The organism is Mesorhizobium sangaii (assembly GCF_014207355.1).
Classification (GTDB): Bacteria; Pseudomonadota; Alphaproteobacteria; order Rhizobiales; family Rhizobiaceae; genus Mesorhizobium; species Mesorhizobium sangaii.
Genome location: NZ_JACHEF010000001.1, coordinates 1,101,996 through 1,116,009 on the forward strand (window position 1 = coordinate 1,101,996; position 14,014 = coordinate 1,116,009).

The following is a 14,014-nucleotide window of genomic DNA, read 5'->3' on the forward strand; positions in this document are numbered from 1 at the left end:
TGACGATGACTGGAAAATTGCAGTTCGAAGCACTGTCGGTGGAGACGCTCCCGAGCCGTCTTGGCGACAACGAGGCGCTGCGCGCACGGATCGGCAAGGACACGAGCGCGTGGAAGGTCCGCGAGGTCGGCGACGGCAATCTGAACCTGGTGTTCATCGTCGAAGGCGCCAGCGGTGCAGCGGTGGTCAAGCAGGCCCTGCCCTACGTCCGCCTGGTCGGCGACAGCTGGCCGCTGCCGCTGAAGCGCTCGTTCTTCGAATACCACGCGCTGACCCGGCAAGAAGCGCGCGCGCCAGGGTCGGTGCCGGCGATCTATCATTTCGATGAAGGCCAGGCGCTGATCATCATGGAATATCTGTCGCCGCACATCATCCTGCGGCGGGCGTTGATCGAAGGCCGGCAATTGCCTGGTATTGCCAGGGATATCGGCCTGTTCATGGCCCGCACCCTGTTCCGCGGCTCCGACCTGCATATGGCAGCCAAGGACCGCAAGGCCGATCTGGCGCTGTTCGCCGACAATGTCGAACTTTGCGACATCACCGAAAACCTGGTGTTCTCCGACCCCTATTTCGAAGCCAGGATGAACCGGCACACCAGCCCGCAACTGGACGGCCTCGTCGCGGAACTGCGCGCCGACCGCGACCTCAAGGTCGAGGCGCAGCGGCTGAAGCACATCTTCGCCGCCAATGCCGAAACCTTGCTGCATGGCGACCTGCATTCCGGCTCGATCATGGTCACCGACGGTGAAACCCGGATGATCGATCCGGAGTTCGCCTTCTACGGTCCGATGGCCTTCGATGTCGGCATGCTGCTCGCCAATTTCTGGATGTCCTTCTTCTCGCAACGGGGGCACGAGCAGAGCGGCAAGCGCGACGCCATGCGCGCCTACCTGCTCGAGGTGACCGTCGAGACTTGGGTTGTGTTCCGCGCCGAGTTTACGCATCTGTGGCGCACCGAGCGCACCGGCATGCTCTACCAGAAGAGCCTTTTCGAGGATCAGGGCGACAGGCTCGGCGCCGAACAAGCGCTCGACCATGTGCTGCACCAGATCTGGACCGACCTGCTCGGCTTCGCCGGCATCGAGGTCCACCGGCGTATCCTCGGCCTCGCCCACAATGCCGATTTCGAGACCATTGCCGACGAGGATCTGCGCGCCAGTTGTGAGTCCAAGGCGCTGAAATTCGGCCGCCACCTCGCCGTCAACCGGCGCCAGATACACAGCATCGACGAGGTCAATCATCTGGCCGCGCTGATCGAACAGGAGAGCAGCATTTGAACGTCGGCGACCGCCACTATCGCACCATCTGGCTGAGCGACGACGGGCGTTCGGTGGAGATCATCGACCAGCGCTGGCTGCCGCATGATTTCCGCATCGAGAAGATCGGCACCGTCACCGGCATCGCCACCGCGATCCGCGACATGTGGGTGCGCGGCGCCCCGCTGATCGGTGTTACCGCTGCGTACGGCGTCGCCATGCAGATGGCGGACGATCCATCGGATGCCGCACTCGATGCCGTCTGGGAGACCTTGCACGAGACGCGCCCGACGGCAATCAATCTGCGCTGGGCGCTGGACGAGATGCGGCGCTTGCTCAAGCCGCTGCCTCCCAAACAACGGGCCGAAGCCGCCTATCGGCGGGCTAGGGAAATCGCCGACGAGGATGTCGGCCTCAACCGCGCTATCGGCGAGAACGGGCTCGCCATCATCAAGGCGATCGCGGCGCGCAAGCCGAAGGGCGAACCGGTCAACATACTGACCCATTGCAACGCCGGCTGGCTGGCTACCGTCGACTATGGCACCGCCACCGCGCCGATATACCTGGCAACCGAGGCCGGCATTCCGGTCCACGTCTATGTCGACGAGACGCGGCCGCGCAACCAGGGCGCCCAGCTGACCGCCTGGGAGATGGCCGGCCATGGCGTGCCGCACACGCTGATCGTCGACAATGCCGGCGGCCATCTGATGCAACGCGGTTCGATCGACATGGTCATCGTCGGCACCGACCGCACCACCGCGGACGGCGATGTCTGCAACAAGATCGGCACCTACTTGAAGGCACTTGCCGCCGCCGACAACGACGTGCCGTTCTATGTCGCGCTGCCGTCGCCGACCATAGACTGGACGGTGCATGACGGGCTTGCCGAAATCCCGATCGAGCAGCGCTCGGCCGACGAGGTCTCGCTGGTCTGGGGCAAGACCGCTGCCGGCGAGATCGCCCAGGTGCGCATCTCGCCCGAGACGACACCCGCGGCGAACCCGGCCTTCGACGTGACGCCGGCGCGGCTGGTGACCGGCCTGATCACCGAACGCGGCGTCGCCAAGGCGTCGCGCGAGGGCCTGAAGGCGATGTTTCCCGAGCGCGGCTAGATCAATCCAGGAAAAGTGTGAAACGGTTTTCCGCCCGGAATTGCGTCAAAACAATGAGTTAGAGCAGGTTGCCGGTTCCGTGAACCGGTGAACTGCTCTAAGACCGGACTTCGAACCAAACGCTAATAAAGCGGCTTGCTCATGTGCTTGGGCGTCGGCCACGTCGCGGTCACGCCCGGCTGCACCGGCCGCTCGAGATAGGTCGATAGTACGACATAGCTGCGCGTCGAGGTGACGCCCGGCGTTTCGTAGAGGCGTGACAGCAAGCCTTCGAGCGCTCGGGTGTCTTCGGTGCGGACCTTGAGCAGCATGCAGGTGTCACCGGCGACGGTGTGGATTTCCTCGACTTCCGGATACTGCGAAACCGCCATCAGTTCCGGCGTCTTTCCCCAGCCCTTGGTGTCGATATGCACGAAAGCCAGCAGCGGCTTGCTCACCGCGTTGGGATCGATGATTGCCGCGGTGTTGCGGATGGCGCCGCTGCGCCGCAGCCGCTTGACGCGTTCGTGCGCGGCCGGCGGTGAAAGCCCCACGCGATCACCGAGCTCGGCATAACTGACGGTCGCGTCATCGACCAGGACGCCTAATATTTTTCGGTCAATTGCGTCGAGTTCACGGGCGGCAGGCCTGTTCTGCGGAATGCCATCTGTTTCTTCGTCCATGCTGAAATCTCCGGTTGCCGCAGAATTTAATGCGGTCATTATGGTCATATGTCGAACGCTGATCAAGTTGTACCATTGGCCGCGAACGCCCGGACACCGATCCCGGCGCTCGCTTATCTGTTGACCGGATGCATCGCCGTTATCGGCTCGAATTCGCTTGTGCTGGGCCCGATCGCACCGGCCGTGGCCGCGTCGTTTGCGACGAGCGTACCGGTGGTCATGATCGCGGCGGCCGTGTTCGGCCTCGGCACCTCCGCAAGCGCCCTGTTCCTGGCGCGCTACATCGACCGGGTCGGCGCCCGCCGGATGCTGCAGGGCGCGTTGCTGTTGCTGGCGATAGCGCTCGTCGCCAGCGCGGCGGCACCGACGGTGATGATGCTGGTCGCGGCACAATTGCTGGCCGGCATTGCTGCCGGTATCGCCATGCCGGCAATCTATGCCAGCTCCGCGGCCATCGCGCCGCCGGGTCGCGAAAGCGGCACGATCGGCGTCGTCCTGACTGGATGGACCTTGAGCATGGTCGCCGGCGTTTCGCTGTCGGCCGTGCTTGCCGATCTCGTGCATTGGCGCGCCGTTTTCGCCGCCGTCGCGCTGCTGGCAACGCTTGCCTTGGCCGGCCTTACACTGTCGTCGCTGAGCGACGCCAGGAAGAGCGGCCCGGCGCCGACGCCGCTGGAGGCGCTCGGCATTCCTGGTATCGTGCCACTGCTCGTCGCCTGTGCCGCCTTCATGACCGCCTTCTACGGCGTCTACGGCTATCTCGGTGATCACCTTCACAGTGGATTGGGAAGACCGGTGAGCGCCAACGGATGGGCAGCACTTGCCTATGGTATCGGCTTCGGCACGGCTGCTCTCCTCGACGGCGTTATCGATCGCCTGGGCGCACGACGCGTCATGCCATTCGCCTATCTTCTCGTCGCCGTCGTCTATGTCGCCATGGCCGCGACGAGCGGCAGCTTCGGCCTGACCATCGCCATGGTGGCGATATGGGGACTTGCCAATCATTTCGGACTGAACGTTCTGGTGATGCGCCTGTCGGCGCTCGATCCGTCACGGCGCGGCACGATCATGGGTTTGAACAGCGCGGTGACCTATCTGGCGGTGTTTGTCGGCACCACCGGCTTCGGGCCGCTCTATTCCAGCTTCGGTTTCGCCACCTGCGCGACGGTTGCCGCCTTGCTCATGCTGGTTGCCGCTTCGGCGGCGGCGTGGCGCACGCGATAAAGCGGTTCATCGTTTCACGGAAACGCCGAACCGCTCTATCTCTCCCTTTTTCTGACGAAATTCCGAAGGGAAAACGCTATCCGCCGGGAAGACCGCTTCACACTTTTCCTGGAATTGCTCCAGTAGACAGACTGTATTGGCCATCCGTCTGTCACGCGATTGACAGCGGCTCCCTGCCCTTCCATACAAGCGGCGTTAATGTTCTCAGGGCGGGGTGAAAGTCCCCACCGGCGGTAAGGGTTTCGGCCCAAGCCCGCGAGCGCTCTCCACTTATCGGAGAGGTCAGCAGATCCGGTGTGATTCCGGAGCCGACGGTTAGAGTCCGGATGGAAGAGAACGAACGGAGCACGGACCGTCTCGGCGGGCCGGATTTCGTATCGTGCGTCCTGATTCTGGTTCGAAACGGAAGGATGGACCCATGAATCAGCATTCCCACAAAGACTATGAAACGACCCGCATCGCCGTCATTCGCGCGCGCTGGCATGCCGACATCGTCGATCAGTGCGTGCAGGCCTTCGAAGCGGAATTGGCTGACATCGGCGGCGAGCGCTTCGCCGTCGACGTCTTCGACGTGCCCGGCGCCTACGAAATTCCGCTGCACGCCAAGACCCTGGCCGGGACCGGCCGCTATGCCGCGATCCTCGGCACGGCGTTCGTCGTCAATGGTGGCATCTACCGGCATGAGTTCGTTGCCGGCGCGGTGATCGACGGCATGATGAATGTGCAGTTGTCGACCGGCGTGCCGGTGCTGTCGGCGGTGCTCACCCCGCACAATTACCATGACAGCGCCGAGCATCACCGCTTCTTCTTCGAGCACTTTACCGTCAAGGGCAGGGAAGCGGCCAATGCCTGCGTGCAGATCCTGGCGGCGCGGGAACTGATCGCGGCCTGAGATCGCCAAGCGGCCGGATTTCAGCCCTGCAACAAGAATTGCGACCGACAGGACCTCTGAAGGTTGCGGTTGGCCTGAAATCCGGCCAGAAGCATCAGCGGGCCGACCGGCGAACGACCGGCCCGCGACGTTGCGCTTGAAACCAGATCCGGGAGACTATTGGGTGGCTCGCATAACACTGAGACAATTGCTCGACCACGCCGCCGAATACGGCTACGGCGTGCCCGCTTTCAACATGAACAATATGGAACAGGGCCTCGCCATCATGGAGGCCGCTGAGGAGACCAAGTCGCCGGTCATCCTGCAGGCGAGCCGTGGTGCCCGCGCCTACGCCAATGACGTGGTGCTGGCCAAGCTGATCGACGCGCTGGTCGAAATCCACCCCGACATCCCGGTCTGCATGCATCTAGACCACGGCAACAACGAAGCCACTTGCGTCACCGCGATCCAGTACGGCTTCACCTCCGTGATGATGGACGGATCGCTGAAGGAGGACGGCAAGACGCCGGCCGACTACGCCTACAATTCCGGGATCACCCGCCGCGTCGTCGACATGGCGCATTGGGGCGGCGTTTCGGTGGAAGGCGAGATCGGTGTGCTCGGCTCGCTGGAGATGGGCGGCGGTGAGCAGGAAGACGGCCATGGCGTCGAAGGCGAGATCAGCCACGACCAGCTTCTGACCGACCCGGAACAGGCGGTCGAGTTCGTTAAGGACACCCATGTCGATGCGCTGGCGGTTGCCATGGGCACCAGCCATGGCGCCTACAAATTTTCGCGCAAGCCCGACGGCGCGGTGCTGGCCATGAACGTCATCGAGGAGATACACCGCAGGCTGCCCAACATGCATCTGGTCATGCACGGATCGTCCTCGGTGCCCGAGGATCTGCAGGAGATCATCAACAAATATGGCGGCCAGATGAAGCCGACCTGGGGCGTGCCGGTCGAGGAGATCCAGCGCGGCATCAAGCATGGCGTGCGCAAGATCAACATTGACACCGACAATCGCATGGCGCTGACCGGCGCGATCCGCAAGGTGCTGACCGAGAACCCGAGCGAGTTCGATCCGCGCAAATATCTGACGCCCGCCATGGCGGCGATGAGGAAGCTGTGCAAGGAGCGCTTCGAGCAGTTCGGCACCGCCGGCAATGCGCAGAAGATCAAGCCGCTGCCGGTCGCCGAAATGGCCAAGCGCTACAAGTCGGGCAGTCTCGACCCGAAGTTCGGCTGAGCTCGATCGACCATCCAGAGCCACCAGCACAAGCTGGCAGCTCTGGCGACTATTGCGCGGTGTTTCACTCCGGCGTCTCGGCCTCGGCGCGGACCAGCTTGATGTCGGCGCCGGCCGCCCATGCGCCGATATCCTCGCGACGCAATGCCGCCGCCATCATGTCTGGAAACAGATCCGGCGTGCAGGCAAAGACCGGGATGCCAAGCGCGGCAACGGAGCCGGCCATCTTGGGGTCGTAACCGGGCCTGCCCTGGTCGGTCAGCGCCAGCAGCACCACGACATTGACGCCGGACCGAACCAGCGCTGCCAGCCGCTGCAGCAATTCCTGGCCGTTGCCGCCTTCATAAAGGTCGGTGATCAGCACCATATGCGACTTGGTCGGCCGTTCGATGCGATCCGCGCAATAGGCGACGGCCTGGTTGATGTCTGTGCCGCCGCCAAGCTGGACACCGAACAGGACTTCGACGGGATCGCTGAGTTCCTCGGTGAGATCGACAATGGCCGTGTCGAAGCAGACAAGCCTGGTCCGCACGACCGGCAAGGAAGCCATCACCGCGGCGAATATCGAGGCGTAGATCACCGAGCTTGCCATCGAGCCGGATTGGTCGACGCACAGCACGACCTCGTCCAGATCGACCAGGCGACGCTGTTTGCGCAGGAAGCCGACCAGCTTCTCAGGCACGATGGTTTTGTGCTCGGGCTGGTAGTGGCGAAGGTTGGCCGAGATGGTCCGCGGCCAGTCGATGTCGCGCTGGCGCGGCCGGTTGGTGCGCTGCGACCGGCCGACCGCGCCGCGTATCGCCTCGGCCGTCTTCTGCTCCAGCCGCTGCATCAGCTTGGCGACGATGTCGGCGATGATCGTTCGGGCGATGTCCTTGGTCTTGGCCGGCATCACCGAGCGCAGCGAAATCAGGTCGGCAACAAGATTGACGTCCGCCTCGATCGCCTTGAGGAACTCCGGCTCCATCAGCATCTGCTTCAGGTTGAGGCGCTCGAAGGCATCCTTCTGGACGATCTGCACGACCTGCGCGGGAAAGAACGACCTGATATCGCCCATCCATTGCGCCACCCGCGGCGCCGAACGGCCCAGCCCGCCGCGCCGTTTGCGCGGATCGGCAGCCGCATCGCCGGCGCCATCGCCATAGAGCGCATCGAGCGCTGCCGAAAGCCGCTTGTCCGTGTCGGAAAGCGAAGTCGATTTCTCATCATCGGCACCGATCGCCAGACGCCAGCGGCGCTCGCGTCCGTCATCGGTGGCGGGTTCGTTCATTTCGGCCGCGTCAGCCATTGCCATTCTCGCCCGTCAGCAACGGTCCAAGCCGTTCCAGGTGCCGGCGCCATGCGGCGTCGCCATCCGGCGTCGGTGTCAGTCCGGCCGGCAGGCGTGCGGCGCGGCCGAGCACCGCTTCGATCAGCCGCCGCCGCTCCATCGAGTCCAAATGCGAAAAGACCCGACGCAGCAGCGGCAGATGCGCAATGAAGGCATCTTCGTCGAGAGATTGGAGCCAGGCATCGACCGCTCGGCGCAGTGCCTCGTCATAGATCAGCCGTTGACTGGCGGTGCTGAAGAAGCCTTCGAAGAACCCTGCGGCCTCCATGACCGGCGTTCCCGGCGACAGGCGCCGTGCGATCAGGCCCGCGGCGGCGTCGGCGGACAGATGGCCGGCTTCGTAGAGCAGATGCGCGGCGCAGCCTGCCACCAGCGCCGTCGATCGGGATCCATCGAGCACCGCAGCCAGTCCGCTGCGCCAAGCGTCCAGCACGTCTTCCCCAGGTTCGACCAGCCTGATCGCTTCGTCGGCCTTGCGCATCGCGCCGACCAGCGTCGTCGAAGCCTGGTCATCGAGGTCGCGGGCGGCATAGGCGAGCGCAATCCCGCCTTCGATGATCAGGCGCTCCAGCAGACCGGACAGGCGGGCCGTTTGCGTCTTGCGCGCCTCGCCATAGCGAATGATGTCGGCGAGCGGCGGCACCGATGCCAGAATTTCCAGGCATTCGCTGCTGTGCGCCGCGCGTTCCTCCAATGCCACGAGACCGGCGGTCGACGCCTCCGACAGGTTTGCCGTGATGGCGCCCTGAACCAGTCCCGCCAGCGCGTCGAGTGATGTGGCCGCGCCGATCATCTGGATCAGCCGGCCATTGGCGGCCTTCTCGATGGTCGGCCCATAGATCAGGTTCTCGACCAGGCGAACGGCATATTCCGGCTCCCACGAGAGCGCCCATCGCTCGCGAAAGGTGCCGCGGCTGCGTCCGCTGTCGGTCAATTTGCCCCAGTGCACGCCAAGCACGGTCAGCCGGTGCAGCAATGTCGAACGAAACAGCCCGCTTTCACTGCGCAAATCGACCGAGAGTTCGCGCTCCAGCGCCTCGGGCTTCAGCCGCGCCGCCTTCTGGTTGCGCTGCAGATCCTCGATCAGCGGCGCCAGTGGCGTATCGGGCGGAATTTCACCGACATCCGCGCCCAGCAGCAGTTCGGCTTCGACCAGCGCCCAAAGCAGCGCTTCGCCATTGAACAGGGCGGCGATCGCGGCATCACGCAATTCCTCGAAACCGGGCTTTGGCCGCTCACGGATCGCGGCCAACGCACGCGCCAGCCGTTCGGCTTCGATCAGCGAGGCGGTCGAGACCATATGCCCCTTGCCTCTGAGCACCGCCGCGATCATCGCGAGCCACAGGGTCGCCGCGTCGTGGCGGCCGCGCGTACGCCACAGATGCTTGCACCAGCCGGGCGCGACGACGCCCGCGCCATAGCCGAAGCCCAGCGCCAGGCGCGGTCCCGTCCATGGCGCCCAGGTCATCGTGCTCTTGCGCCGGGCGAGCCCTTTGAGAAGCGCCTGGTCCTCCTTCTGCGGTCGCGTCGCTTGCAAGGCAGGCACATGCCAGGCGCCGCAAACGACAGCGATCGGCCCATCGAACTCCTTGCGCGCGGCGGTGATTTCAAGCCGCATATGCGCCTCACGCCTGGCCTCGAATTCGGCAAGCGGACCTTCGCCGGCGCGCAGCGTCGTCATGGCATCGGATATCGCGGCGAAGATGGGACCCGGCTGAGGATTCTGCTCGATGATATCGGACCACCAGCTCTCGCCGTCTTCATAGCCGGCGGCTTGCGCCAGTGTCCCGATCGGGTCACGCACATGCTGAGCCGTCTCGTTGTCGACACCGGGTTCCGCTTCATCGGCATCGACATTTTCCGCGCCTTCAACAGGCGCAACCCGGGCCGATGACGGAAGGTCGATGAACCGCAAAGCCGCGTTGTTGCCGACGGCCCACAGGGCCGCCTGGTATTCCGGCGAGAACTCGGCGAAGGGCCAGAAGCTCGTCGAAGCCGGATCGTCTTCCGGATAGCAGAGCAGCGCCACCGGCGGCTGCATTTCGGGTCGGGCAAGCAGTGGCAGCAGCGCGGAGGCATCGGCCGGCCCTTCGATCAGCACGGCGACCGGTTTCAACTCCTGCAACGCCTGCACCAGGCTGTCGGCGGAGCCGGGCCCGTGATGGCGTACGCCGAAATAGGAAACGTCGCTCAGCGCCATGGCGTCAGATCGCCGCGTTCAAGGCCGCGTAATAGCCGGCATAGTCCGGCCGCTTCTTGAGTACAGTTTCGAGATATTCTTCCAGCACCAGCTTGTCCTGCACCGGATCCTTTATGATCGCGCCGACAAGGCTGGCGGCGAGGCCTTCGGCCCCGAGCTTGCCGCTGTCGAACCAGGCCGCCTGGCTGAGGCCGCCGACCATGGTGGCGATAGCTTCGGCCGTGGACAGCGAACCGGACGGCGTCTTCAACGTGACCTTTCCGTCCGATGTCGCACCGGAGCGCAGTTCGCGGAAGATGGTCAGCACGCGGGCGATCTCCTCGCCGACATTCTTCGGCACCGGCAGGTCGAGGCCGCCGGCCATCTCGCCGACCCGCTTGGAGACGATCGCCACTTCTTCCGCCATATCCTCGGGCAACGGCAACACGACGACATTGAAGCGGCGCTTCAGTGCCGAGGACAGCTCGTTGACGCCCTTGTCGCGGTTGTTGGCCGTGGCGATGATGTTGAAACCGCGCTGCGCGTAGATCGACGTGTTCAGTTCCGGGATCGGCATCATCTTTTCGGAAAGCACGGTGATCAGCGTGTCCTGCACGTCAGAACCCATGCGCGTCAGTTCCTCGAGGCGGCAAAGCTTGCCGTCCTGCATGGCGCGATAAAGCGGCGTCGGCACCAGCGCCTCCTGGCTCGGGCCCTTGGCCAGAAGCTGCGCGTAGTTCCAGCCATAGCGGATCTGGTTCTCGTCGGTGCCGGCCGTGCACTGCACGATCAATGTCGAGTCGCCCATGATGGCGGCGGCCAGATGCTCCGACACCCAGGATTTCGCGGTGCCCGGAACGCCGAGCAGCAACAGCGCGCGGTCGGTGGCGAGCGTCGCCACGGCGGTCTCCATCAGCCGACGGCGGCCGACATATTTGGGCGTTATCAGCGTCCCGTCGTCGGCCTTGCCGCCGAGCAGATAGGTGAGGACCGCCTTTGGCGACAGGTTCCATCCGGCGGGCCTTTGCCGGTCGTCATTGCGCGACAGCGCCTGCAACTCGGCGGCGTAGGCCTGCTCGACCGGAAGACGGATGGCTGCGTTCATTTGCTTGTTCTCCCGAGTGATCATGTGTCGATTCCAGGTCCGGCCAGCGATGCGTTGAGACGCAGAAGACCGAGCGAAGGCGCTGCCGGAGCCATGCCGGCCGCAACAACATCCCCGATCAATTTTTCCGCCGTCGCCGCTGTCGCGAGAAAGCCCAAGGTTTCCAGTATTTGGTCGGCGCTTCGCTTCAGGGGCTCGTCGTTTCCCGCAATGGCGGAATGCAATGCCGGGAGCGTCTGGCCATTTGTCAGGTCGTCCCATTCCAGCCAGCCCGCTTCGACGCCTTCGACCTGGTTGAGCGCGTGAAGATCGTACGTGTCTTTCAGGATTTGTCTGATCAAGGCGCGCTTCCTGCCGCTGTCCAGGCGCGCCATGAGATGGAGGACGAGAAGCGCCGGCTTGCCGCCTTCGGCGACAAGCGTGTCGGCCAAATGCGCCACCGCTGCTTCACCGCCGGACACAGAGACCATTCGAATGAGAAATAGATCGGCATTGTCGTCGACGCCGAACTGCCATGCCCCAAGGAAATCGGACTCTGTCTTGCCGAAGTGGGCAGCAAGATCGCGGAGGTAACAGGTGGCAAACAAGTCGCCGCGGCGTGCTTCCTGCGCTGGCGACTTGAGTCTTATCGGCGTATAGGTGGTGCGGCGGCGGAGAAAGCCGGATTTACCTTCCGCGAAGAAGGCGGCGAGCTCGGCCGTCGGATCTTCCGTCCCGCCATCGCCTGGGTTGCCATGCTCTCCCAACCTTGCCAGCAGCCGGCCAGCCAGTTCGCGCACCCTGCCGGAGCGATCGGCGAAGAGGCTCTTCAGGAACGGCGCGTCATCGGCGCTCAAGCCGACGCCCATGAGTTCGATGAGTGCGGATCTGATCTCCGCCGGCTCACTTGATCCCTTCGCCTCGATCAATTGTCTGGCCAAAGCCGGAGCGGTGCGGCGCATATCGGCCAGCGCGGTGCGGCGCGCGGCGGGATAGAAGTCATCCCAGGTTTCCACGGTCAGTTGCTCCCGGCGGGATTGTTTTTCGCCATCCACACCGGCCTGCCAATCGACCCAGGGGGCATAAACGTCCGGAATTTCTTGATACGACGCGGCGGGCATCCAATCCATTGGATGCAGCACGAAGCCTCGGCTGGCGACGAGCGTGGCCACGCGTGTCTTGAATCTTGCGTCGGCTGCATGCTTCAGCGCCGCTCGCAAAAGCGGCCGCTGGCGCTCCGGCAGCATCGGCATGGCAAGTTCAGGCAGTGGCGGGCGTCGTTTCAGCGCCTTCGGCCCGGCTGGCCGCAAGGCAATGTCGAGGGCCTGCGCGGCGATTGCCAGCAGCCGGCGCTCGCGCTCGTCGGGATTTGCGTTGGCGGCGATCGCCTTCCAAGCGGCTGGAGCCAGGTCGAAGGCGGTTCCGCCGGTGATCCAGCAATCGCGCATGGCCGCGAGCCCGGTCAGCTCGATCTCGTTCATGACAGATCAAGCCTCCCGAAGCCGCTTTGTGCCGCCAAGAGGTCAAGTCGGCCGCCGTTCCAAAGTGCCGCCGTTGCCGCAAGGTTCAGCCCAAGCAGCGTTGGATTGATGGTGCCGGCGATCGGCAAGGCGATGCCATGCGGATCGCCGGCGGCCTGCCACCAGGCGGCACCCCGATCGTCCAGCAGGATCGCGCCAGGCGGCAGCATGACAGGAGAATCGGCGATCCAAGGCGCAGTGTCCTGGCGAGCACCATGGTCCGCGAGGGGATCGGATATACTAAAGCTGAAGTCCGGCCAATCGCCGGAGGCGATGTCACCCTTGCGGTCCGCCACCAATGCCCGCAGCGGATGCCGCGCAGGATAAAAGACCAACCTGGCCTCGAAACGGTCGCCAGACGTGAAGGCGTTGGATCGGCGACCGGCGGAAGCCGGAAAAAAGTCGAGCAGGAGGGCGAATTGCGAGGTGGCGCTGTTCAGGTCGAGCAGCCAGGTCGAATGGCTGACAAGACCGTCACGGCGCGATTCGATCTTCTCGCCGAGCACTTCCCAAGCGCTTTCGACCTGGGTCGCATCGGGACTGGCCAGCACCTGTTCGCGGCTCTCGGAGGTCGAGACGAGCCGCCTCAGTTCCGGGTCATCGGGTGCCGACCGCCAGGCTTTGGCCAGCAGCACAAGCTTGCCGAGTTCGCGGATCGCCGCGTCCGGCCGTTCCTCGCTGCGCAACGCCATCAATCTTGACGGAATCTCGTCGATGCGGCCGGCAAGTGCCGTCGCCTTCATGTCGACCAACCGCGCGGCGATCCGGCGGCAACGATCGCTGCTGTTGTCGACAAAACCGGCAAGGCCAAGCCGCAACTGGTCGGCGATCCATTGATCCAGTTCATCCAGTCCCGCCGACACGGAGGATCGTGTGTCTTCCGCCCGCTTGCGCTGCGCTGCCTCGCGGCGCTCGACAGCTGCTGCGTCCTCGATATCTGCGCGTTCGTCGTCGTGCGCGGCTTCGCCAATGCTCTTGCCACCCGCACCGGGCGTCGTCGCCACAGGCGGCGATGCGGCCTTCTTGCGGCGGCCCAGCCAGTCATTCACCCATTCCGGTGTCGAACCGGCGGCGGCAAAACTGGCTGGCGCGGTGGCGGCGATCCACATCAGCGCCAAGGTGTGCTTGCAGGGAAATTTCCGCGACGGGCAGGTGCATTTGTAGCCATGGTCGCCGGTGTCGAAGACCACACGGTACGGGTTGGAGCCGGAACCCTGGCATTCCCCCCAGATGAGAGCGAGCTGTTGGTTCTTTTCGAGCCGTGGCCAGTTCGATTGCTTGGTCAACTTGGAAGCGGCGCTCAACGACGCCTGGTCGGGCGCAAGCGCCTCGATGGTTTTCAAGTCAAATTCCAAGCCGCGCCTCTCGTCGCTCGAACGAATGCCGGTTGCCAGTATAGATGGCCCTCTGTGAAGGATTCTTGTAGCAGCAGAGGGATAGAGACCGATACAGCGGGCCGCAAGTTAAAGCGCGCTGAGCAAAGCCGATACGCAGGCGACAGGGTTGTCAGGCAACCTGAGCCTTTGC

The 14,014-nt window shown here is 64.2% G+C and carries 11 protein-coding genes and 1 riboswitch; of the genes, 5 read left to right on the forward strand and 6 right to left on the reverse strand.

Annotation, left to right across the window (positions count from 1 at the left end; all coding sequences use genetic code 11):
- The first annotated feature begins 5 nt into the window (after positions 1 to 5).
- Together mtnK and mtnA are read left to right on the forward strand one after the other, a co-directional pair.
- Entirely contained in the window at positions 6 to 1,277 is a 1,272-nt protein-coding gene (gene mtnK / locus HNQ71_RS05505) for an S-methyl-5-thioribose kinase (protein ID WP_184871529.1), read from the forward strand.
- Positions 1,274 to 2,368 carry an S-methyl-5-thioribose-1-phosphate isomerase gene (gene mtnA, locus HNQ71_RS05510; RefSeq protein WP_184871530.1) on the forward strand — a complete coding sequence of 365 codons (1,095 nt, stop codon included), beginning with the start codon at positions 1,274 to 1,276 and terminating at the stop codon, positions 2,366 to 2,368. The genes mtnK and mtnA overlap by 4 nt, the downstream gene beginning before the upstream one ends.
- Before the next feature lie 122 nt (positions 2,369 to 2,490).
- Here the strand turns inward: mtnA and HNQ71_RS05515 are convergent, their stop codons facing one another.
- The gene (locus HNQ71_RS05515) at positions 2,491 to 3,030 is read right to left on the reverse strand and encodes an Lrp/AsnC family transcriptional regulator (protein WP_184871531.1); all 540 of its coding nucleotides are present in this window, start codon (positions 3,028 to 3,030) and stop codon (positions 2,491 to 2,493) included.
- 48 nt (positions 3,031 to 3,078) lie between these two features.
- On the opposite strand from HNQ71_RS05515, the gene HNQ71_RS05520 reads away from it, so the two are divergent.
- From HNQ71_RS05520 to fba, 3 genes are all read left to right on the forward strand, one after another.
- Positions 3,079 to 4,254, forward strand: coding sequence for an MFS transporter (locus HNQ71_RS05520; RefSeq protein WP_184871532.1), 1,176 nt, complete (start codon positions 3,079 to 3,081; stop codon positions 4,252 to 4,254).
- Positions 4,255 to 4,450: 196 nt separating this feature from the next.
- A riboswitch (FMN riboswitch) is annotated at positions 4,451 to 4,596 on the forward strand.
- A 76-nt stretch (positions 4,597 to 4,672) separates the two neighbouring features.
- Positions 4,673 to 5,146 carry a 6,7-dimethyl-8-ribityllumazine synthase gene (locus HNQ71_RS05525; RefSeq protein WP_184871533.1) on the forward strand — a complete coding sequence of 158 codons (474 nt, stop codon included), beginning with the start codon at positions 4,673 to 4,675 and terminating at the stop codon, positions 5,144 to 5,146.
- A 163-nt stretch (positions 5,147 to 5,309) separates the two neighbouring features.
- A complete protein-coding gene (gene fba, locus HNQ71_RS05530; protein ID WP_184871534.1) occupies positions 5,310 to 6,374 on the forward strand; it encodes a class II fructose-bisphosphate aldolase in 1,065 nt (354 codons plus the stop codon).
- A 64-nt stretch (positions 6,375 to 6,438) separates the two neighbouring features.
- On the opposite strand, the gene HNQ71_RS05535 is transcribed toward fba, so the two are convergent.
- The 5 genes from HNQ71_RS05535 to HNQ71_RS05555 all read right to left on the reverse strand — a co-directional run bounded on the left by HNQ71_RS05535 (position 6,439) and on the right by HNQ71_RS05555 (position 13,830).
- Entirely contained in the window at positions 6,439 to 7,662 is a 1,224-nt protein-coding gene (locus HNQ71_RS05535; RefSeq protein WP_184871535.1) for a VWA domain-containing protein, read from the reverse strand.
- On the reverse strand, positions 7,655 to 9,904 hold the full coding sequence (locus HNQ71_RS05540) for a DUF5682 family protein (RefSeq protein ID WP_184871536.1): 2,250 nt from the start codon (positions 9,902 to 9,904) through the stop codon (positions 7,655 to 7,657). Before HNQ71_RS05540 ends, HNQ71_RS05535 begins: the two co-directional genes overlap by 8 nt.
- A 4-nt stretch (positions 9,905 to 9,908) precedes the next feature.
- A complete protein-coding gene (locus tag HNQ71_RS05545; RefSeq protein ID WP_184871537.1) occupies positions 9,909 to 10,988 on the reverse strand; it encodes an ATP-binding protein in 1,080 nt (359 codons plus the stop codon).
- 20 nt (positions 10,989 to 11,008) lie between these two features.
- On the reverse strand, positions 11,009 to 12,220 hold the full coding sequence (locus HNQ71_RS05550) for a DUF5691 domain-containing protein (protein ID WP_246461205.1): 1,212 nt from the start codon (positions 12,218 to 12,220) through the stop codon (positions 11,009 to 11,011).
- A gap of 224 nt (positions 12,221 to 12,444) precedes the next feature.
- On the reverse strand, positions 12,445 to 13,830 hold the full coding sequence (locus tag HNQ71_RS05555; RefSeq protein ID WP_246461206.1) for an SWIM zinc finger family protein: 1,386 nt from the start codon (positions 13,828 to 13,830) through the stop codon (positions 12,445 to 12,447).
- Positions 13,831 to 14,014 lie beyond the last annotated feature (184 nt).

Coding starts and splice junctions, on each gene's coding strand:
- HNQ71_RS05550 (WP_246461205.1), bottom strand. CDS start 12,220: ATGCCGATGCTGCCGGAGCGCCAGCGGCCGCTTTTGCGAGCGGCGCTG.
- HNQ71_RS05520 (WP_184871532.1), top strand. CDS start 3,079: ATGTCGAACGCTGATCAAGTTGTACCATTGGCCGCGAACGCCCGGACA.
- HNQ71_RS05535 (WP_184871535.1), bottom strand. CDS start 7,662: ATGGCTGACGCGGCCGAAATGAACGAACCCGCCACCGATGACGGACGC.
- HNQ71_RS05540 (WP_184871536.1), bottom strand. CDS start 9,904: ATGGCGCTGAGCGACGTTTCCTATTTCGGCGTACGCCATCACGGGCCC.
- HNQ71_RS05515 (WP_184871531.1), bottom strand. CDS start 3,030: ATGGACGAAGAAACAGATGGCATTCCGCAGAACAGGCCTGCCGCCCGT.
- HNQ71_RS05525 (WP_184871533.1), top strand. CDS start 4,673: ATGAATCAGCATTCCCACAAAGACTATGAAACGACCCGCATCGCCGTC.
- mtnK (WP_184871529.1), top strand. CDS start 6: ATGACTGGAAAATTGCAGTTCGAAGCACTGTCGGTGGAGACGCTCCCG.
- HNQ71_RS05545 (WP_184871537.1), bottom strand. CDS start 10,988: ATGAACGCAGCCATCCGTCTTCCGGTCGAGCAGGCCTACGCCGCCGAG.